The following is a 21,448-nucleotide window of genomic DNA, read 5'->3' as shown; positions in this document are numbered from 1 at the left end:
TTATTCATGTTCAGACGTTAAATAACTGTAGTGCCTTAATGCGCTCGACGGCCTCTTGAAGTCGGTGTTCTTCAGTCAGTAACCCTACTCGCACATAGCCTTCACCGTATTCTCCAAACCCGTTTCCTGGCGCTACCACTACCTTTGCCTCCTCTAGCAATAAATCTGAAAACTGCTGTGACGTATATCCTTCTGGAACAGGCAGCCATGCAAAGAACGAACCTGCTGGTGCTTCTACTTTCCAACCGATTTCCTGTAGTCCATTTATGAATACGTTGCGTCGAGATTCATAGAGCGCGTTTAGATCTGTAACACATTCCTGTGAACTAAGAAGCGCAACCGCCGCCGCCTCTTGTACAGCGCTAAAAATACTCACGTATAGATGATCCTGAAGAAGATTGATCGCTTCAATGACGCTCTCATTTCCAACAGCAAATGCAATTCGCCATCCTGCCATATTAAACGTTTTAGAAAATGTATAGATTTCAATCCCGACGTCCTTTGCACCCTCGGCTTCTAGAAAGCTAATCGGCTTTTGACTATCAAAGCCGATTGCTCCGTAAGCGAAATCGTGTACGACACATACATCATGCTCACGAGCAAAAGAGATCGTATCGTCAAAAAATTCCTTCGTCGCAACCGCACCTGTTGGGTTATTTGGATAGTTCAAAAACATCAGCTTTGCTTTTTCTTTCACGTCTTCACTAATTTCCTCGTAATCTGGCAAGAAATTATTTTCCGCCCGAAGAGGCATAATCTCCATTTTTGTACGAGCTAGCTCCACACCTGACCAATAGTCCGGATAACCTGGGTCTGGAACGAGTACCGTATCCCCTGGATTGAGCAGACATTGAGGAACTTCCACAAGCCCTGCTTTGCCACCAAATAAAATCGCGACTTCTTTTTCGGCATCAAGCTTTACGCCATACTCACGCTCGTAAAATGTGACAACCGCCTCTTTTAAAAATTTTTGCCCGCGAAACGGTGAGTATTTATGATAATCCACATTGTCACTTGCTTTTTTTAATGCTTCGACGATATGTGGAGGTGTTGGCTGATCTGGATTTCCCTGTCCTAAGTTAATGACGTCGTGGCCTTGGGCTACTACGTTGCTGACTTTTGCCACCAGTGAAGCAAAAAATTGCTTTGGTAATTTTTTTAATAAGTCTGATTGTTGAAATTGCACCATATTTTACACCTTCTCAAAATTTTCTTGAAATTCTAGTGAAAAATGATATATCCTTATCAGCAACTTGTAAAGCCTTTTTTATCGACAGAACCTCATCTCGTTCTTTTAACTTTTATAGAGGTGTATAGGCAATAGAGAGAGAACATTAAAAGATTACTAGACACTTTATCTTTTAGGTACACTTTAGGAGGAACACGTAATGAAAGTAGTATGTATACAGATGGACATTGCATTCGGACAGCCTGAGGAAAATATAAAAAAAGCGACGCTCAAGCTAGAAGAAGCGCTTCACGAACAGCCTGACGTCATTGTCTTACCAGAGCTATGGACAACGGGCTATGACTTAACACGACTACCTGAAATTGCTGATCAAAACGGTGAAAAAACAAAAGAATTTTTATCTTCGTTTGCAAAGAAACATCACGTAGCAATTGTGGGTGGCTCGGTCGCCAACGATCACGGCGCAGGAATTGCGAACACGATGTACATTTTTAACAAAGAGGGCGAGCAGGTCGGAACATACGACAAGCTGCATTTGTTTAAGCTGATGGACGAGCATCTTTATTTAACTCCTGGCAAAACAGAAAATATGTTCACGCTTGAGGATACGTCATGCGCCGGCATGATTTGTTATGATATTCGCTTTCCTGAATGGATTCGTGTTCACACAAGCAAAGGAGCCGAAGTTTTGTTTGTCGTAGCCGAGTGGCCTCTTCCTCGCCTTGCACATTGGAAGGCGCTCTTGATTAGTAGAGCAATCGAAAATCAATGCTATGTGGTCGCTTGCAATCGGTCAGGAAGCGATCCAAACAACGTATTTGCTGGACACTCTCTCATCGTGGACCCGTGGGGAGACATTGTGGCTGAAGCAGGTGAACAAGAAGAGATGATTAGTGGGGTCATTGACCCTCAACTCGTCGCTTCTGTTCGTAAGAAAATTCCTATTTTTTCCGATCGTAGAACCGAATTTTATTAATTTTCTTTTCAAAAGTAGTTGACATCGTTCCAAGTTAGCTGTTAATATTCTCAACAGAAGTTTTAATTTTCCAAACAAAATATGTAAATAACAAACTCTTATCAAGAGCTGGCGGAGGGATTTGGCCCTGTGATGCCCAGCAACCGACCATAATACCATTGTGAAATGGGGCGCTTCAATTGGCGCCAGAAACCACGTTGTTTCTGTAAGGCACGGTGCTAATTCCAACAGAAAGATGTTCTTTCTGGTAGATAAGAGGTTTGACGTTTCGACTTCAAGCCTCTTTCACTACGAAAGAGGCTTTTTTATTGCCTCTTGCTCGTACACGATTTATTCCACATTTTATTCATTGAAAATTCCATTTATTTTCTTCGTTCAGAAAATAATTAATATTCAGGAGGTTTTACTATGTCCGTAACACAAGAAGCAGTATATGAACCATTAACAGAAATCACAGCCATTAAGCTTTCAAAAAAACTTCAGCTATTTAGCGAGCAAGAAGCGCTAACATGCCGTGAAATCGGGGACGGAAATCTAAATCTCGTGTTTCATATCACAAGTGACAAGTCCAATCGGGGCCTCATTATTAAACAAGCTCTCCCATATGCAAAAGTAGTAGGTGAAAGCTGGCCTCTTACATTAAAGCGAGCAACCATCGAAAGCAATGCTTTACTTGAATTCGCAAAATATGTGCCGCAGTATGTGCCTGAAGTCTATTACACAGACGAAACGCTTGCTATTACGGTGATGGAAGACTTATCTCATCTGCAAATTTCTCGAGCGGGACTTATTGAAGGAGAATCATACCCTCTTCTTTCACAGCATGTTGGGGAGTTTCTCGGAAACGTCCTGTTTTACACGTCTGATTTTTCCGCTGATGCAAAAGAAAAAAAGGAATCTGTTAGAACATTCATCAATCCGGACTTATGCAAAATTACAGAGGATTTAGTCTTTACCGACCCATTTTTTGATCACGATACGAATGATTTTGAACCTGAATTAAAACAGGATGTAGAAAAATTATGGGAAGATGCTGCTGTAAAACTTGAGGTAGCAAAATTAAAGCAAAAATTTATCACAAGTGGCGAAGCGCTCGTACACGGAGACCTCCATACAGGAAGTATTTTTGCAGATTCTCATACAACTAAAATTATTGATCCAGAGTTTGCTTTTTACGGTCCACTCGGATTTGATCTTGGCCAATTCGTAGCCAATTTATTGCTAAACGCCCTTTCACGAAAAGAGGCAGGCCGCGATGTGTTATATGCACATATTACAAAAACGTGGGAAGTGTTCACTCAAACCTTTTCCACCCTATGGAGAAATGAATCCAGAGATCCCTACACAAAAACAGAAGGCTACCTGGACTACGTTCTCAAACGTATTTGGGAAGATGCAATCGGGTTCGCTGGGTGCGAGGTTATTCGACGCACAATTGGTTTAGCCCACGTAGCTGATTTAGACGGTATTGAACACGATGAAGATCGAATTACAACAAAACAACAAGCTCTACGTCTAGGTCGCGCACTACTTTTATCGCAAACAACGCTCTCATCACCGGCTGAGCTAGAAGACTTGGTAAAACAAACAGCTTAACTGAGTCTAGAAAGGAAGAAAAACGTATGACAAATTTATTAAGTGTTCCTCGTTCTGTGGAATGGAAGGAAACATCTATTACACTATTAAATCAGCAACTTTTACCAACAACGGTTGAATATATTGAATTACAAAGCATTGAAGATGTTTGGGATGCAATCGTCTCTTTAAAAGTAAGAGGAGCACCTGCCATTGGAATTACAGCTGCATTCGGATTAGCGCTTGCTGCTCAGTCCTATGACTTCGAAACACGCGAAGAGTTTGAAACGCAGCTTCAAAAGGACCGTGATTATTTAGCAAGCTCTCGTCCAACAGCCGTTAATTTATTTTGGGCGCTCGATCGTTTAACGAATAGCATTACCGACGTAAAATCGTTAAATGAAGCAAAAACGACACTTGTACACGAAGCCATTCGCATTCAAATTGAGGATGAAGAAGTATGCTATCAAATTGGGGATCATGCACTCTCCCTTTTCTCAAAACATGACCGGGTTATGACGATTTGTAATGCCGGTTCAATTGCAACCGCCTACTACGGAACAGCGCTTGCACCGTTTCATTTGTCCGTTGAACGGGATATTCCGCTAGAAGTCTTTGCTTGTGAAACACGCCCTGTTTTACAAGGATCTCGTTTAACTGCTTGGGAGCTTCAGCAATCTGGAGTAAACGTTACCCTTATTACAGACAGCATGGCTGCACACACCATCAAAACAAAAGGTGTAAATGCCATTATTGTCGGGGCAGATCGCATTGCCGCCAATGGCGATACGGCAAACAAAATTGGGACATACGGTCTTGCTTTGCTTGCGCAGGCCTTTGATATTCCATTTTACGTGGCAGCCCCCCTTTCAACGTTTGATACGAGCATTGAAGACGGTTCTTCGATTCCTATTGAAGAACGTAGCCCGGAAGAGATTACGCATATTCACGGTCAGCAAATCGCACCCGATGGAATTCATGTGTACAATCCAGCCTTTGATGTTACTCCGAATGAACTGATTACGGCCATCATTACGGAAAAAGGGATTTTAAAAAATGACTTCTCGTCTGAGATTGCTGCTTTATTCAGTTAATCATGCATAAAAAAGTCACGTTTACCTATCAGGAAACGTGGCTTTTTTACTGTAAAGCTTTAAAATTAAGCGATTTTACCTACATAAAACTGAAAATATTAATTTTTCTGACTAATTAAAATCAAAATATATTAATTTTTATTCATTTTTCTGTAAATAATAGTCGAAAATTGGTTTTTTTATGTTATTATAGAATCAGTTCAAAAGTCATGATCGAGGTGAGAAAATGAAAGCATCAATGTCTGTTGTATTAGAAAAAGCTGTCACATCTTTTCAAAGTTTTATTCCAACTACGCTTACTGTTGATACAGAAAACGCACCAAAAGTACTACCAGCCGAATGCATCGTGTCGATCGGTCTAACAGGTGACATTACGGGACAACTCTTAATTAAAAGCGATGAAGTAACTCTGTCTAATTTAGCTACCTCTATGTTTGGCATGGCTGTAGAAGGCTCTATGCTCCAATCTTTTACGTGTGAACTAGGCAATATGCTAGCAGGAAACTTTGCGACAGAAGCAACTCAACATGAACTGAATATTGATATAACACCACCAACCTTTCTCACTAACTACACTCATACGCCGCACCAACACTTACTATTTAAACTACCTCTGAAGCTTGAAGATAAAGGTTTTTTAGAAATCAATATTTCTGTCAACGAAGAACTATCAAATATCAGTTAAAAGAGGGCCAATGGTAATCATTGCCCCTCTTTTATCATTCCCTCTACTACTGTAATTCCCTCTAATGCAAGAAGCTGCTCTTTTTCAGCCAACTTATCTCCCGCATATCCTGTTAAACGCCGATCTTTTCCAATGACTCGATGACATGGAACGACAATAGGTAGTGGATTATTTCGATTTGCCTGTCCGAGGGCGCGTACTGCTTTTGGTCTTCCAATAAGCGTCGCGACGTCTTGATAGGACTGTGTCACTCCAAAAGGGATTTCAGACAGCGCTTGCCACACCTCGCGTTGAAACGCTGTTCCCTTTTGAAGATCAATCGAAAGGTTGAATTCCTTTCTACTACCCGAAAAATACTCTGCGATCTGCTGTACGGCCTCTTCGGTATACCCGACATCATCTGGTTGAATACTTGCATTCGCTTGAAACTGTTCAAATTCGTTTTCTGTTAAAAAAACATGAGAAATTCCCTTTTCAGTTGCCACTAGATGAAGCTCTTTAAAAATGGGAGCCGTTATCTTTTTATAGTAATACATCGCTGTATCTCCCTTCATATTGCCATTATAAAACCGCAGGAAGGATAATATCAAATGTTGTTCCTGCCCCAAGCTCACTTTCTACTTCAATGCGCCCTTTGTGCTCTTTAATAATTTTATAGGACACCATCAGCCCCAAACCCGTTCCTTTTTCCTTTGTCGTGTAAAACGGTTCACCAAGACTTTTGACACGATCGGGTGGTATGCCTTCTCCTTCATCCTTAATAGACACAAGAATATTCCCCGCATCATAACGACTGACCTTAATGGTAATAAACCCACCGTTTTTCATCGCTTCAATTGCGTTTTTAATAATGTTAATGAACACTTGTTTAAGCTGATGTGACTCACAGTAAATCGGTGGAAGATCATAGTCAAATATCGGTAAAAACTGCACATCCTCAAGCAGCGCCTGTGCGCCTAGAAGGTCAATCGTCTCACGCACAATTTTAATGACCGGATACTTCTCAAAGCGAATCGCCTGTGGTTTAGCTAGAACTAGAAACTCTGTAATAATCGTTTCAATTCGATGCAGTTCAGAGGTGATGACATCAAAATAAAGCGCATTTTCTTGGTTAATATTATCCTGAAGAAGCTGGATAAATCCTTTTAGAGCAGTCATCGGATTACGTATTTCGTGCGCAATACCAGCGGCAAGCTGCCCCACTACTTGAAGCGTATCTGATTTACGTATTTGCTCTTGTAGCTGTTTTTTATCCGTCACGTCTCGAATAATCGTCATGTACAGACCTGGCATAATATCCTTTTTAATCGAAAACTCAATGATTTTTTCTTCATTGTTCATGGTCACACACAAAATTTCACCGTCCGCTTCTCCACTATCATCGAGCGTTTGCCAGTGAGAATCGAGCTCTTCAAAAGCATTCTTATGAATAAACTGCCATATTTTTTTCCCTCTCAGCTCTTCAATCGACTGATCAAAAATGTTACAAGCAGCGGAATTCACATCAACAACACGTTTTTGTTCATCCCACAAAACGATTCCGTCGAGCGAGCCGTGAAACATTTTACGGAATTTCTGCTCATTTTGACGTAGATCTCGCTCCATCCGCTTTCGTTCACTTACATTTCGAAAAATAGCAATATTATACCCTTCAATGGCTCCGCGCTTGGCCGTGAATTCCAATTCCTTTTTCTGACCATTTCCCATGCAAAATAATAATTCTTCGCGAATGGCTCCATTGTCAAAAAACTCTTTCACAATGGACGAAACGTCACTTTTACCAGTATCGGTAAAGCGCTGAAGATTCGTTCCGATTAGCTCATAAAGAGGAAGCTCAAACGTACGTGCAGCGGCTAAATTGGCGTCAACAATTCGTCCATTATCTTCCCAAATGATAATGGAATCAAGGGCATTCTCAAACACTTCACGAAACTTTTGTTCACTTTTGGCGAGCTGTTTTTCCATGTATCGCTTTTCAGTGACATCTCTCATAATGGACATGTAATAGTGCTGTTCAACATGAGTCGTGGTAATAAATTCAAAATATTTTTCCTCTCCATTATGGAGCTTGACAGGAAGCTCACCTCTCGCACGACCATTTTTATGAAGAATCTTTAACAGCTTGTGTATTTTATATTGAAATTTCTCATCGACCATTCCATCGATCTTCATCTGAAGGAGCTCTTCACGCTGATACGATGTTCGATTACAAAAAGCAGGGTTTACTTCCAAAATCCATCCATGTTCATCAAAGATAATAATCCCGTCTACGGCCTGGTTGAATATATCCTGATATAGTTTGTAATTAAATACTTGTTCGTTAGAAGGAAATGAATCCATACTAAGAAGACGAGATGGTTCCGTGATCCCTTTTTTTACAGTTGCCATTTTGTTTTCGGTCACGTGCTTTGTCTCCTTTCACATTTAAACAACGCTATCACATTATTCTACAGATTCGATCAATACCCTTCTATTTCTGAGGAGAAAATCTTAGAATTTTCGATTTACTCCGTCTTTCTTCCTAAAAAAGAGACAGCATTCGCTTCCATTTTCAAGAAAAAAATAAGCTAAATGGCGTTATGCCATCTAGCTTATGATTAGAGCTTAAAGCGCAAGAGCATCTGATTGAGCTGATCAGCCAGCTGTGCCAAATAAGCTGAGTTATCAGATACATCCTCAATGGATGCATTTGATTGATGAACAGAGACCGAAGCTTGTTCAATTCCTGCTGCGGACTCCTCTGAAACAGATGCGATGCTTTCAATCGACTCATTAATTTTAGAAGTCACGTTCGAGATATCGTTCAAATTTGTCGTCATTGTTACGATGCTTTTATCCATATTCGTAATCGACTGATGAATGTTTTGGAACGTTTTACCCGTGTGCTGAATCTGATCAGCTCCGCTTTCTACTTGTTCGTACCCTTCTACTAACGAAGACACTACCTCGTGTGACTCCGCTTGAATTCCTTTTACGATGCTTGTAATATCTGAAACGGAGTGTGACACCTGTTCAGCAAGCTTGCGCACCTCATCAGCTACTACTGCAAACCCGCGACCGTGATCACCTGCACGCGCTGCTTCAATGGCTGCGTTTAACGCTAGAAGATTCGTTTGATCGGCAATATCTCGAATCACGTTCACCAATTTTGAAATTTGCTTCGTTTGAGCATCTAATCCTTTTACTTTATCAACGGACGTTTTCACGAGACGATGAATATCTTCCATTTTCACCGTTGATTCATTCATTAACGTGTTTCCTTCTTTCGTCATGTGTAGAATTGTTGTGGATACAGACTGGACATCTTTACTTTCGACGGTGGCATGATTGATTTTATCTACGTATCCATCCATCATTTCTGCGATATTTGAAGCCGTCTTAGCCTGATCATCTGCTCCTGCTGACAGCTGTGTCATCGTAGTAGCAATTTGTAGGCTCGCTTGTCTTACTTCGCTAGACGATCTCGTTAATTCTTCACTTTTTTCTGTTACTTGAGTAGAAACAGCTGAAATTTCTTGAATCATTCCCTGCAAGTTTTGCCTCATCATATCTACCGCATCACTCAGCTGTGCAATCTCATCTTTTCCGTTGTAATGCGGCAGTTCAACATTCAACTCTCCTTGTGCAATACGTTTCGCTGTTTTTACGAGAATTCCTAGCTGTTTGTTTAGCGTTCTCGTAATCACAATCATAATGCCTGATCCAATAATAATGGATACGACGAGGGCTCCTAATAGAATAAAACCTGCCGTACTTAAAATAGCCTGCGCACGATTAACATATGTATCTCGCTCACTTTGAATAATTTCATTAAGCGAATCAAGCGTAATTACGTTATCGCTAATAATTTGATCGGCTCTCATTTTTGCCGTTGTATACGCCAACTTATCTTGTGCAACTACACCATCAACGACGTCTTTATTAAATAACTTTACAATTTTACCTTCATTATTTAGAATCTGTGTCAATTTCACTTGATGTTCTTCGTCACTCATTGAACTTTTTAGTGTTTTTGACAACTCTTTAAACGCTACGTCATTTCGTCTCATCTCATCAATATGAGCGGGATTACTATCTAAAATATAGCTATTAATAATATTTCCTTGTTCACGGAATTGTTTTTGCATGTTCACGATCGTAATGGATCGTTCGCTTCCATCCATCTCATTTCCTACATCACGCTTTACGACCGTCAGTGAAACGAACGTTGCAATGATCGATAAGGAAAACAACACGATTACCACTAGCATACCTAGTCCATATTTTTTCCCTAACGTTAATCGGCTAAATGCTTTACTAAACCATTCCCTCCCACGGTTATTGGGCTTACTTGCGTTTTTGTGCTTTTTCTCTTTTTTGGCACGTATTTTTTTCTCACGCTGTTTTTTCACGCTTTACGCTCCCCTTTCACCCTACCTTTTTCATTATTTTCCTATTATAGAAAATTTTTAGATAATAATAAATATTATTTTACTAAAAAAATGAATCTTTTTTCCTATTCATGACATAAAAAAAGCAGACGATATAATTACACTTATTATATCGTCTGCTTTTATGAAAATTAGACTACATTTACTAAATTTTCTATCTTTTGTAAAAAAAGATCGTGATCAGAATCACGACCTTCTCCCTACTCTTTATTTCCAAAAGTCATCAAATACCGTAATTGGCATATGGCGCTTATGCTGAGATTTTAAATAATGGCCTTCAATGGTTTTGCTTGCCTCTTCCCCAACATCTTTTCCTTCTAAATATTCATCAATTTGATCGTATGTAACTCCTAATGCTTCTTCATCTGGAAGCTGTGGACGATCTTCTTCTAGATCAGCCGTTGGCTTTTTCATGTAGAGATGCTCTGGGCACCCCAGCTCTTTTAACAGCTGTTTTCCTTGACGTTTTGTTAAACGATAAAGAGGTACTAAGTCCGCTCCGCCGTCACCGTATTTCGTATAAAAGCCTGTTACTGCTTCTGCAGAGTGATCTGTTCCAATAACTACACCGTTCGATGATCCTGCAATTGCGTATTGAGCAATCATACGCTGACGTGCCTTGATGTTTCCTTTATTAAAATCAGAAACCTTCTCACCTGTTGCAGCTTCTACTGCTTCTACTGCTTGATCAACTGCACCTTTAATATTGACCGCTACGCTACGACTAGGCTGAATAAACTGAAGCGCATCTTGGCAATCCTGTTCATCCGCTTGTACACCGTAAGGAAGGCGCACAGCAATAAATTGATAGTGTTCTTTTCCCGCTTCTTCATTTAATTCATTTACAGCAACCTGCGCTAGCTTACCAGCTAAAGTAGAATCTTGACCGCCTGAAATTCCTAGCACAAACGTACGTAGAAAACTATTTTTTTTCATGTACGCTTTCAAGAAATCAACGCTACGGCGAATTTCTTCTTGTGGATTAATTTGAGGCTTTGTTTCCATTTCCTCAATAATTTTACGTTGTAATTCACTCATGTTATAAGCTCCTTTCATCATCACGACCTGTGTCGATTGACCACATTGTATTATCTCACGTTCTGCCTTGTTGGAAAAGCATAACACTATTTCCTGTAGTATTCCCCATTCACCCTCTCTAAAACCGAGGACAAAAATACTTCCCTCTCTATTATGTACCTTGGTGAACTAGATTAAAAAGAGAAGCCGTGCTTTTTTGTTATCTCTTACGCTTTTTATGGCAAAAATGTGATACAATAGAGCGTTATATTTAATAGGAGGTTTCGTAATTTCAATGAATATTGTCGTAAGTACATTAAATGCTAAATACATTCATACATGCCTAGCACTTCGTTGCTTAAAAGCTTATGCCGAACCTGAATTTGCGGTAGAAATGGCTGAATATACAATTAAAGACCCTATTTTAAATATTGTCACTGATTTATATACGCGAAATCCTGATGTGATTGGCTTCAGCTGCTACATTTGGAACATCGAAGAAACAATTAAAGTGGTGAAGTTACTGAAGAAAATTAAACCAGAGGTAAAGATTATTCTGGGTGGACCTGAAGTAACGTACGATGTAAGTCAATGGCTTGATCGTATTCCAGATGCTGATTTTATCGCGATTGGTGAAGGTGAAGAAACGTTCAAACAGCTTCTTCGTGAAATTGATGGTGAAGGAAACTATGAGAACGTAAGCGGCGTTGCGTTCCGACGTGACGGAGAAAAAGTCATTAACCCGCAGCGCAATAAAATCGATCTCAAAGAAATGCCTTCTCCGTTCCGCTTCGAAGAAGATCGCAGCGAGCTTTCAAAGCGCGTTGTGTATATTGAAACAAGTCGCGGCTGTCCGTTCAGCTGTCAGTTCTGCCTTTCTTCTATTGAAGTAGGCGTTCGCTACTTTGATCGTGAGAAAGTAAAAGACGACATCCGCTTCTTAATGCAAAACGGTGCAAAAACCATTAAATTTGTGGATCGTACGTTTAATATTAGCCGCAGCTATGCCATGGAAATGTTTCAATTTCTAATTGATGAGCATCTTCCGGGAACCGTATTTCAATTTGAAATTACAGCGGACATTATGCGCCCAGAAGTCATTCAATTCCTTAATGACAACGCACCAAAAGGTCTGTTCCGCTTTGAAATTGGCGTACAGTCCACAAACGATGCGGTTAACGAGCTTGTCATGAGAAAGCAAAACTTCCAAAAGCTTACTCGTACGGTTACGATGGTAAAAGACGGCGGTAAAATTGATCAGCATCTTGATTTAATTGCTGGTCTTCCTGACGAAGATTATGCATCCTTTAAAAATACGTTCAACGACGTGTTCGCGCTACGTCCAGAAGAGTTACAGCTTGGATTCTTAAAAATGCTTCGCGGAACAGGATTGCGTCTTCGCGCTGATCAGCACGACTACGTATACATGGATCACTCACCGTACGAAATTCTTCGAAATAACGTTCTTTCCTTCGAAGATGTTATTCGTATTAAACAGGTTGAAGACATTTTAGAAAAGTACTGGAACGATCACCGCGTTGATCAAACGATCGAATTCTTAGTCAAACATGTGTATGAAACGCCGTTTGACTTTTTCCAAGGCTTCGGCACGTATTGGGACGAGCAGGGCTGGTCACGTATTGGCCATCAGCTAGAAGATCTTTTTAAACGCTTAGATGAATATTTACTTACAGAAGGATTCAGTGAGCACGATATTATCTCTGGATTCATGAAGCTAGATTATCTGCAAAAACAAAAGTTCAAACCGCGCAAGCCATGGTGGAACGACTTAACAGATAAGCCTATTCGCTCACACTATTATCGCCAAATATCAGAAGATGCAAGTTTAATGGGTGAATCCTTTGTAGCAGAGGGGTTATCGGAAAAAGAATTGTATAAGCATACGCTTCTTGAAATTCTTCCTTTTGACTATGAAGCTTACAAGGAAACAGGCGAAATTATTTCTGAACCATCACTGCTTCTTGTGTTTTTCGATCAGCGTGAAAACAGAACCAAACTATACTCAAAACCACTCTCTTCCTTTACAGTACCCGTTCTGAACTAAGGAAAGATACATGGAGGCAATCTCTTTCGGAGGTTGCCTTTTTTGCCGGTTTCTTTTCTCTCCCATAAGAGTCAGAATATATTTAAAAATGTTATTTTAATAAAACATATTGGTTGTTTATGCTTTTTGATGTATGATTAGTCACATATTTGAATGTTTATGACATGATCTTTCATGGAACTTTGGACACACGAGGATGGTGACAACAATGAATAACAAAAAACTTGGTGTAATGGGGCTTTCCCTTTTGAGCATCAATTCAATATTAGGACTTAAAAATATTCCCTTTGCTTCTACAATCGGCCCTTCAGCCATTGTCTTTTGGATTATTGCCGCATGTTTATACTTTATTCCGATTAGCCTAATGGTATCAGAGCTTTCAACCACATATCCTGAACAGGGAGGACTAGCTTCCTGGGTGAAGCGTGCGTTCGGTGAACGAGCTAGCTTTTTGTGCGGCTGGTTTTTCTGGGTGGCCAATTTTACGTACTACCCTTCTCTTTTAATTGGGATTACAGTAAACGTCGCGTATGCGATTCGTCAGCCACAAATTTTGGATCATACATGGATGACAACATCTATTTCGATTGGCATTTTCTTATTCGTCACGGCTTTAACGCTTCGAGGGACAAAAATGAGTGAAAAGCTTGCCTCATTCGGTGCACCGCTTGGCGTATTAGTACCTGCGCTGCTGATTTTTGGCTTTGGATTTGCGAGTATGTTTACGGGACACCACTCCGCAACAGAGTTTACAGCAAAAAGCATTGCACCAAACAATTTATCCCTTGATACAATTATGTTTTTATCGAGCTTAATGTTTGCTTTTTCAGGAATGGAGATGCTCGGAACGATCGCAAACGATGTGCGTAATCCGCAAAAGACGTTTCCAAAGGCGATTTTAACAGCTTCCATCTTAATTGGTGCGGTTTATATTTTAGCTACGGTTGCGTTCCAATTTGTGGTGAATATTACACCTGATCAAACCGCAACGGCTCTTTATTTATTTGCCGATACGGTCACAAAGCAGTTTCACTTACCGTTTAACTTAGGACAAATACTTGGTATTTGCTTTGTGCTATCAGTAGGTGGCTCATTATCGTTTCTAATTATTAATCCAAGCGTCATGATTCGTGAAAGTGGAAAGAATATTTTACCCGCTTCTTTAACGAAGTTAAATAAAGCGAATATGCCGATGAATCTTATTCTTTGGCAGGCGGCTGGGGTAACAGCCATTTTAATTCTTTCAAGCTTTATCCCAACGATTTCTGCAGCACTTAATATGCTGGTGTTAATGGCGACACTTGCCTTTTTCATTCCGTATATCTTTTTAATTAGCGCCTATTTGAAACTGCGTATCACAGATCGAAAAAGTGTGCGTCCGTTTAAAATTAAACATAATGTCACTGCCTATATTGTTGCAGGAATTGGGCTTTTATCCGTCATCGGTACAATTGTTCTAACGCTGATCCCTTCTTCCACAACGACATGGAGAGAGTATGCGCCGCTTATTATCGGTCCGGTTGTATTTAGCGGCTTAGGACTGTTGTTTTACCACTTCGGTAAAAAGAAAGAACATACTGCCCTTAAAAAGGCAAGCTAATTAGAAAAATCCCCCACAGGCGATTCTGCGGGGGATTTTTCCATGCATTTTCTCGTTATTGATTGGTATTCCATTGCTTACGTGCAAAGGACCTCGCAATCAGATCAAATGCACTTTTATCGGAAACAATCCTGTGTAGAATAAATCACTCTAGCACAGCATGTTATTTTTTACAGCGCTTTTTTGCTTGTGATTCTGCTTCTGGTTGGTAAGCTTGATGAGCGTTAAAATCGCCCATTTCACTTCCGAACTCCTCTTGAAACAGATTCTTCGTCTTTTCTTTCTGACTTTGATGATTTTTCTTCATCATATGTTATCTCCCCTGACGGCTCTTTTTTGAGTTACGGTTTGCTGCTTTAAAGCGGTCTTCCCCACCATACTCAACAGAAAATTCCGTATCAGGCATGCTTTCTTTCGGTGTTTGATTATTTTTCTTCGCAGGATCGTGTGCTACTTTACGTTTTGCCAACGCGATCATCCCCCTGTCCTCTTTGTGAGCGTGTTGCTCATTACTTAGAATAGCCTTTTCTACCTGAATTCATAACGGTTAAATATTAACAACACATTGACTTTTTAACAGTGAAAGAAAAAACCTCTCCAAAACATGTTATAGCCGCTATACACAGGGTACTACTCAAATAGACATTGGATAAACCTCATCTACAATCAAAATACATACCATAACATCTAGGAGGGATTCTCTTGTTTGGGCTTGATGATATTTGGACCTTTTTCCTTGCTTTTTTTCTCACATTACCGATCGTGACGATTATCCACGAGCTGGGACATGTACTCGTTGCACGCATCTTTGGCGCAAAAATCCGCTTTGTTTTAGGCGTGGGAAATACCCTTTTAAAACTTGGACCATGCGAAGTCAAAAGTTTTTATTTCATGGAAGCTTGGTGTCAGCATGGAAATCTAAAATACGATACAAAATTCGCCCGTATTCTGATTTATTTAGCAGGAAGCGTATTTAACTTAATAGCCATCCTTATGGTCAACTCTATGATTTACAAAGGCCTGCTGCCTGCAAATATTTTCTTTTATCAGTTCGTTTATTTTTCAGTGTACTTTATTTTCTTTTCGATGCTTCCGTTTAAAAACGGGGCTGGAAACCCAAGTGACGGTCTGGCGATATATGAAGTCATTAAATACGGGAAATCCAAAGATCCCATCGACTAATAAACATCACGCAAAAAAAGCCCTGCTGAGATTAGGCAGGGCTTTTTCATGCTATCCGATAATGACACGCTCTTTTGGATAGTGATAATTAGGCGGAGCTGTTTTTCCACTAATAATGAAGATAAACGATAAAATACCAATTCGACCGATAAACATAAGCACCATAATGACAAGCTTGCCCGTCACGCTCAAATCAGCTGTGATCCCCATCGAAAGACCGGTCGTTCCAAACGCCGAACACACCTCAAATACGATTTCAAGAGGTGAAAAAGGCTCCGTTGTCATCAATACGAGCGATGCGGTAAAACATAGTACCATCGCCATCATCGTTACAACGAGTGATTTTCGCACATCTTCATCTAAAATCTCACGTTTAAACACGCGGATATGCTTTCTTCCTCGTGCATAATGATAAAGAAACAGCAAGTTAAGTGCGAGGGTCGTTGTTCGAATCCCCCCACCGACAGAACTAGGAGAAGCTCCAATGAACATTAACAGGCAGAGAAATAGAAGAGTTGCCGGAGTAAAATCACTCACGTCCATGGTGGCTAAACCGCCACTTTTTGTTGTCGCTGAATGAAACAGCGCATAAAAAAAGCTAGCGAGAAACGTTTTGCCTTTAAAGAAGTGTTGATACTCTAGAAAGAAAATGATGATCGTGCCTAAAGCGAAAATAATTCCAAACGTGGAAGTTGTAATTTTTGTGTTTAGCGTAAAGTGGAATTTTCGTTTTTCTTTTAGATTAAAGAAAAACTGCTTCAGCTCAATCAATACAGGGAACCCAATCGCTCCTAACGTTAGAAGCAAAATATTGACGCTCTGAACGAAATAATCATCCGCATACGGAATGAGCGATTGTCCTGTAATATCAAATCCTGCATTTGTCGTTGCACTTACAGAAGCAAAAAAGCCTTGTAAAAACGCTTCTTCCCATGTTGGATAATAATTCATAAAATAGACGCCGAGCACAACGGCTCCGATAATTTCAATTCCTAAAATAATGATTAGAATGTTACGAATGAGGTTGACGAGTCCTGATAAATTGGATTGATTTTGGTCTGTCATAATAAGACGTCGTTCTTGTAGACCAATCTTTTTACCGATCAGCAACCAAATGAACGTACTGAGGGTCATAATGCCGATCCCACCAAATTGAAGTACAAAAATAAGAATAAAAATTCCAGGAACGCTGAACGTATCCTTAATTGAAATCGTGGAAAGCCCCGTTACGCTGACTGCGCTTACGGCTGTAAAAAGAGAATCCATGAAGGATAAGTGAACCCCTTGCTTATGAGCGACTGGTAAGCTAATTAATATCACCGAAACCGTGACAGCAATGATGTAAAAGCTGACAATAATTTGGGCCGATGAAAATTTCTTTAGTCCTGAACGTATAACAACTGGCATGAAATAATTCCTTTCTAGTCTATAAATCCGCCTTTTTTATCCTTCAAACACGTTGAAAACGTTGGTTGAGGTGCTGAATTTATAGGTCATAACCTTTTTTCTACATCATTAAGTCTTATCATATTTTCACATTGTTTTAAATAGTTTTCACAAAAAAACCCTTTTTTACTTATAAAAACGTATCGTCCTTTCTCCGTTCGAAATCCTTATTTGCTATACTAAAAAGAAACATAATGGACAGGGAGAAATGCGGCATGCTTTTACTACCATCATTAGCACATAAAATCATTCTTGAAGTGAAAAAGCTGTTAAAAGAAGACATTATTATTGTCGATTTGCACGGTCATATTATCGCCGGGACGGACGAAAATCGAATCGGTCAGTTCCACGAAGGCGCACTTCGAAGTATCGAAGAACGTCAAACGATCGTCATTACAGAAAACGACCAGCATTCTTTACGAGGGGTAAAGCCTGGAATTAACCTGCCCCTTTTTTTATCTCAGGAAGTCATTGGTGTGATTGGCATTACGGGAAACCCTACTGAGATTTCGAACTACGGCGAACTTCTACGAAAAATGACGGAACTATTAATTCAAGATACCTATTACACAGAGCAAACGCAGTGGCATTTACGTATGCTTGAATCCTTTGTGTTTGACTGGATGCAGCTCCGTGAATGGTCTGCGCCCTTTTTAGAACGTGCGCGTATTTTAAATGTCGATTTAACGATTACAAGACAGGTATTATTAATGGCTCTTCCTCCTCACCATTCACTTACACACGCAGATATTTGGCAACTGCAGCACCTATGGCACCACGAAGAAGATTTATTTATTCCGTGGGGCGCCGATCGTCTCTTGATCATTCATGCCGTTCATCCTCAAAGAGATATGAAAGAAGCTCTCGACGAATGGCGCGCTTATTTGAACGGCACGTGGGGTTCTTCGATTCGAATTGGTGTTGGACAACAGGTGTCTCCCCATCATTTAAGGAGTTCCTATGAGCAAAGCAATCGTGCCCTTTCAGTCACGACAAGCGAACAGCCGATTGTGTTTGATCACGACCTTCGGCTTGAAATGTGCCTAGAAAATATTTCAAAAGAAACGAAGCGAGATTTTTCACGTCGTGTGCTTCATGCGCTAGAAGCTCATGATGACCTGTTAGAAACAGGTCGCGCACTCCTTCAGCATAATATGGCATTAAAGCAAACAGCTCAGGCCCTTCACATTCATATTAATACGCTTCATTACCGTATGAAAAAAATTGAAGAACTTGCCTCCATCGACTTAAAGCGGACATCAGACATCGTTACGTTTTATTTGGCTTTTCATTTTTTAGATGATCGTCTAAAAAATGAAAAATGATAACGCTCTATTTTAGATGATCGTCTATAGAGAGCAGGGGTTGAATATTATAGGATAGAAGTATTCATACATAAAATTCATGGTAAAGGCAGGGGAACAAAATGATTTCTGAACACGTTCGTGCAACGCTTATTGACATTGTAGGAGTAGAAAATTATGAGGATTCACCGGCAGAACGCCTCGTCTATTCTTATGATGCTACGCCGCAGTTTCAGTCGATGCCTGATGCGGTGATCAGCCCTCGTCATACAAAAGATGTGTCCGACATTTTAAAGGTTTGCTCTGAGCATCGTGTGCCGATCGTTCCGCGCGGATCTGGAACCAATCTTTGTGCAGGAACATGCCCAACACAAGGTGGCATCGTGATGCTATTTAAGCATATGCAGCAAATACTTGAAATCGATGAAGAAAACTTAACGGTCACGCTGCAGCCAGGCGTCATTACCCTTGAAATGATTGAAGCAGTTGAAGTAAAAGGACTGTTTTATCCACCTGATCCAAGCTCAATGAAGATTTCGACGATCGGTGGAAACATCAACGAAAATTCAGGTGGTCTTCGCGGATTAAAGTACGGCGTTACGCGGGACTACGTCATTGCCCTTGAGATTGTTCTTCCAAATGGCGATATTATTCGCACCGGTGGGAAGCTCGCGAAAGACGTTGCTGGTTACGACTTAACCCGTTTATTCGTTGGATCAGAAGGAACATTAGGTGTCATTACAGAAGCGACGCTAAAACTTATTCCAATGCCTGAATCGAAAAAAACGATCCTCGCGCTGTATCAAGATATTGAAGCGGCTGCTAAATCTGTCTCGACCATTATTGCGAATAAAATCATTCCGACCACGCTTGAATTTTTAGATCAGCCCACTCTTGTCGTAGTGGAGGATTTCGCCCGGATTGGACTTCCGACCAATGTAAAAGCCGTCCTCTTAATTGAACAAGATGGTCCGCTCCAAGTAGTAGAGCATGATATTCAAAAAATTGCGGAGCTATGCAAGTCAGAAAATGCCGTTTCCGTTGAAGTGGCACAGTCTGATGAACACGCTGAGGCGCTGCGTACAGCAAGGCGTTCAGCGCTGTCTGCTTTAGCTCGCTTAAAGCCTACCACGATACTAGAAGATGCAACTGTCCCGCGCTCTGAAATCGCTAAAATGGTTCAGGCCATTAACGACATCGCCGAAAAGTACGAGATCAAAATTTGCACATTCGGTCATGCGGGTGACGGCAACCTGCACCCTACTTGTCCTACAGACGTACGAGATCAAGAGGAGATTCACCGAGTCGAGCAAGCGTTCGCCGAAATCTTCGAAAAGTCCATTGAACTCGGAGGAACCATTACGGGTGAACACGGCGTAGGCGAAATGAAAGCTCCCTTTTTAGAACTCAAGCTAGGCAAAGAAGGGATTGCAGCGATGCAGGCCATTAAACAATCCTTTGATCCACACAACATAATGAATCCTGGGAAAATATTTGCCAAAAATGAACGAAAACGAGTGGTGGTGACGTCATGACAACAGCAGAGGAACGAAAAGTTATTCAGCAGCAGTTTAAAGAACAAATGAACGAGGATGAGTTACTGAACTGTATGCGCTGTGGGTTTTGTCTCCCCGCTTGTCCAACATACGTTGAATCAGGCTATAAGGAATCCCATTCACCTCGAGGTCGTATTGCATTGATGAAGGCCGTCGTAGATGGCATGATTGAGCCTGATGAAGACGTGGAGCGTTCACTAAACCTTTGTCTCGGATGCCGTGCTTGTGAACCAGTTTGTCCATCAGGCGTGAATTATGGACATTTGCTTGAGGATGCGCGCGACATTATTAACCAAAACAAAAAACACTCTTTTTCGGTCAAAACCGCACGAAATATCGCATTTAACGGCCTGTTTCCACATCAGGGACGAATGCAAAATCTGACGGGACTTCTTGGCTTTTATCAGCGATCCGGTCTGCAGAGCCTGGCCCGTAAAAGCGGTGTATTAAATTTACTCCCTCATAATCTCGCGACGATGGAAAAAGTTCTTCCTACTGTTCCAACGCGAAAAGAGATGAAAAACCGTCCTCACCACCTTCTGGCAGAGGGTGCCGTCAAAAAACGGGTGGCTTTTTTCTCGGGATGCCTAATGGATACGATGTTTCTAAACACAAATAACGCGACCTTAAAATTACTTCAGCTTGCTGGCTGTGAAATTGTCATTCCAAAAGAGCAGGCTTGCTGCGGAGCACTGCACGGACATAGCGGTGAAAAAGCAAAAGCGAAAGAGCTTGCGAAACGAAACATTGAAGCATTCGAATCGCTAGAAGTAGATTTTATCATTACGAATGCAGGTGGATGCGGAGGGTTTTTGATTGACTACGATCATCTCCTAAAAGACGACCTATCTTGGAAAGATCGAGCACAGGCGTTTAAAGGAAAGCTAAAAGATATTTCATCGATTTTAGTTGAGCTACGCTTTTTCGAACAGCAGCTAGAGCTTCCTTATCAGGTTGTCACGTATCAGGATTCCTGCCATTTACGAAACGTGATGCGAACATTTGGCGAACCAAGAACTCTATTAAAAGGGATTAAAGGGATTGAGTTCCGAGAGATGAAAAATGCTGACCGGTGCTGTGGATCAGCGGGCATTTATAATATTGTCGAATCCGACATGTCGATGCAAATTTTAGATCACAAAATGGAAAACGTCGAAGCCATTCAAGCAGAAACGATCGTGACGGCGAACCCCGGTTGCTTGTTGCAAATGAAGCTTGGTATTGAACGAGAAGGTGTCGCACATCGTATGCGAGCCGTTCACATCGTCGATTTACTCATTGAAGCCTATGAATATACAAAACAAAAAAGCACCGTCTCACTCTAGAGAC

At 40.8% G+C, this 21,448-nt stretch carries 18 protein-coding genes and 1 riboswitch; of the genes, 10 read left to right on the top strand and 8 right to left on the bottom strand.

All coding sequences use genetic code 11. The features are described from left to right. Nucleotides 1–10 precede the first annotated feature (10 nt). Nucleotides 11–1,189, bottom strand: coding sequence for a pyridoxal phosphate-dependent aminotransferase (locus tag IE339_RS04950; protein ID WP_277933947.1), 1,179 nt, complete (start codon nucleotides 1,187–1,189; stop codon nucleotides 11–13). Between the two features lie 199 nt (nucleotides 1,190–1,388). Here IE339_RS04950 and IE339_RS04945 point away from each other — a divergent pair, with 199 nt between their 5' ends. The 4 genes from IE339_RS04945 (at nucleotide 1,389) to IE339_RS04930 (ending at nucleotide 5,519) form a co-directional block, all read left to right on the top strand. Continuing rightward, entirely contained in the window at nucleotides 1,389–2,165 is a 777-nt protein-coding gene (locus tag IE339_RS04945) for a carbon-nitrogen family hydrolase (protein ID WP_242174098.1), read from the top strand. A 95-nt stretch (nucleotides 2,166–2,260) separates the two neighbouring features. Beyond that, nucleotides 2,261–2,423: riboswitch (SAM riboswitch) on the top strand. Between the two features lie 150 nt (nucleotides 2,424–2,573). Then, nucleotides 2,574–3,761: an S-methyl-5-thioribose kinase gene (gene mtnK / locus IE339_RS04940; RefSeq protein WP_242174095.1), complete on the top strand. Its 1,188-nt coding sequence runs from the start codon at nucleotides 2,574–2,576 to the stop codon at nucleotides 3,759–3,761. A 26-nt stretch (nucleotides 3,762–3,787) separates the two neighbouring features. Then, nucleotides 3,788–4,834, top strand: a complete 1,047-nt coding sequence (mtnA, locus tag IE339_RS04935) for an S-methyl-5-thioribose-1-phosphate isomerase (protein ID WP_242174093.1) — start codon at nucleotides 3,788–3,790, stop codon at nucleotides 4,832–4,834. Between the two features lie 226 nt (nucleotides 4,835–5,060). Next, nucleotides 5,061–5,519 carry a chemotaxis protein CheX gene (locus IE339_RS04930; protein ID WP_242174089.1) on the top strand — a complete coding sequence of 153 codons (459 nt, stop codon included), beginning with the start codon at nucleotides 5,061–5,063 and terminating at the stop codon, nucleotides 5,517–5,519. Between the two features lie 17 nt (nucleotides 5,520–5,536). On the opposite strand, the gene IE339_RS04925 is transcribed toward IE339_RS04930, so the two are convergent. The 4 genes from IE339_RS04925 to nadE form a co-directional block, all read right to left on the bottom strand. Beyond that, the gene (locus tag IE339_RS04925) at nucleotides 5,537–6,055 is read right to left on the bottom strand and encodes a methylated-DNA--[protein]-cysteine S-methyltransferase (RefSeq protein ID WP_277933946.1); all 519 of its coding nucleotides are present in this window, start codon (nucleotides 6,053–6,055) and stop codon (nucleotides 5,537–5,539) included. A 25-nt stretch (nucleotides 6,056–6,080) separates the two neighbouring features. Further along, nucleotides 6,081–7,922 carry a PAS domain-containing sensor histidine kinase gene (locus IE339_RS04915; RefSeq protein WP_242174087.1) on the bottom strand — a complete coding sequence of 614 codons (1,842 nt, stop codon included), beginning with the start codon at nucleotides 7,920–7,922 and terminating at the stop codon, nucleotides 6,081–6,083. Between the two features lie 194 nt (nucleotides 7,923–8,116). Continuing rightward, entirely contained in the window at nucleotides 8,117–9,910 is a 1,794-nt protein-coding gene (locus IE339_RS04910; protein WP_242174085.1) for a methyl-accepting chemotaxis protein, read from the bottom strand. 246 nt (nucleotides 9,911–10,156) lie between these two features. Beyond that, on the bottom strand, nucleotides 10,157–10,987 hold the full coding sequence (gene nadE, locus IE339_RS04905) for an ammonia-dependent NAD(+) synthetase (RefSeq protein ID WP_242174083.1): 831 nt from the start codon (nucleotides 10,985–10,987) through the stop codon (nucleotides 10,157–10,159). 274 nt (nucleotides 10,988–11,261) lie between these two features. Between nadE and IE339_RS04900 the strand changes: the two genes are divergently transcribed. Then, a complete protein-coding gene (locus IE339_RS04900) occupies nucleotides 11,262–13,031 on the top strand; it encodes a B12-binding domain-containing radical SAM protein (protein WP_242174081.1) in 1,770 nt (589 codons plus the stop codon). A gap of 208 nt (nucleotides 13,032–13,239) precedes the next feature. Next, nucleotides 13,240–14,631, top strand: a complete 1,392-nt coding sequence (locus tag IE339_RS04895) for an APC family permease (RefSeq protein WP_242174079.1) — start codon at nucleotides 13,240–13,242, stop codon at nucleotides 14,629–14,631. A 163-nt stretch (nucleotides 14,632–14,794) separates the two neighbouring features. Here IE339_RS04895 and IE339_RS04890 read toward each other — a convergent pair whose 3' ends face one another. Next, nucleotides 14,795–14,941 (bottom strand): hypothetical protein, encoded by a 147-nt coding sequence (locus IE339_RS04890; protein ID WP_242174077.1) that lies wholly within the window; start codon nucleotides 14,939–14,941, stop codon nucleotides 14,795–14,797. 3 nt (nucleotides 14,942–14,944) lie between these two features. Further along, nucleotides 14,945–15,100, bottom strand: a complete 156-nt coding sequence (locus tag IE339_RS04885) for a hypothetical protein (RefSeq protein WP_169775911.1) — start codon at nucleotides 15,098–15,100, stop codon at nucleotides 14,945–14,947. A 233-nt stretch (nucleotides 15,101–15,333) separates the two neighbouring features. On the opposite strand from IE339_RS04885, the gene IE339_RS04880 reads away from it, so the two are divergent. After that, entirely contained in the window at nucleotides 15,334–15,813 is a 480-nt protein-coding gene (locus IE339_RS04880) for a site-2 protease family protein (RefSeq protein WP_242174074.1), read from the top strand. Nucleotides 15,814–15,864: 51 nt separating this feature from the next. Here IE339_RS04880 and IE339_RS04875 read toward each other — a convergent pair whose 3' ends face one another. After that, on the bottom strand, nucleotides 15,865–17,220 hold the full coding sequence (locus tag IE339_RS04875; RefSeq protein ID WP_242174070.1) for a TrkH family potassium uptake protein: 1,356 nt from the start codon (nucleotides 17,218–17,220) through the stop codon (nucleotides 15,865–15,867). A gap of 254 nt (nucleotides 17,221–17,474) precedes the next feature. On the opposite strand from IE339_RS04875, the gene IE339_RS04870 reads away from it, so the two are divergent. The 3 genes from IE339_RS04870 (at nucleotide 17,475) to IE339_RS04860 (ending at nucleotide 21,444) form a co-directional block, all read left to right on the top strand. Then, entirely contained in the window at nucleotides 17,475–18,584 is a 1,110-nt protein-coding gene (locus IE339_RS04870; protein ID WP_242174066.1) for a CdaR family transcriptional regulator, read from the top strand. Nucleotides 18,585–18,685: 101 nt separating this feature from the next. Next, nucleotides 18,686–20,098 carry a glycolate oxidase subunit GlcD gene (gene glcD, locus IE339_RS04865; RefSeq protein ID WP_242174063.1) on the top strand — a complete coding sequence of 471 codons (1,413 nt, stop codon included), beginning with the start codon at nucleotides 18,686–18,688 and terminating at the stop codon, nucleotides 20,096–20,098. Beyond that, complete coding sequence (locus IE339_RS04860) at nucleotides 20,095–21,444, top strand: (Fe-S)-binding protein (RefSeq protein WP_242174061.1); 1,350 nt, start codon at nucleotides 20,095–20,097, stop codon at nucleotides 21,442–21,444. The genes glcD and IE339_RS04860 overlap by 4 nt, the downstream gene beginning before the upstream one ends. Nucleotides 21,445–21,448 lie beyond the last annotated feature (4 nt).

Source organism: Priestia koreensis, from assembly GCF_022646885.1.
Taxonomy (GTDB): domain Bacteria; phylum Bacillota; class Bacilli; order Bacillales; family Bacillaceae_H; genus Bacillus_AG; species Bacillus_AG koreensis_A.
The sequence above is the reverse complement of the archived record's forward strand: the minus strand, read 5'-3'. Positions and strand labels throughout refer to the sequence as shown.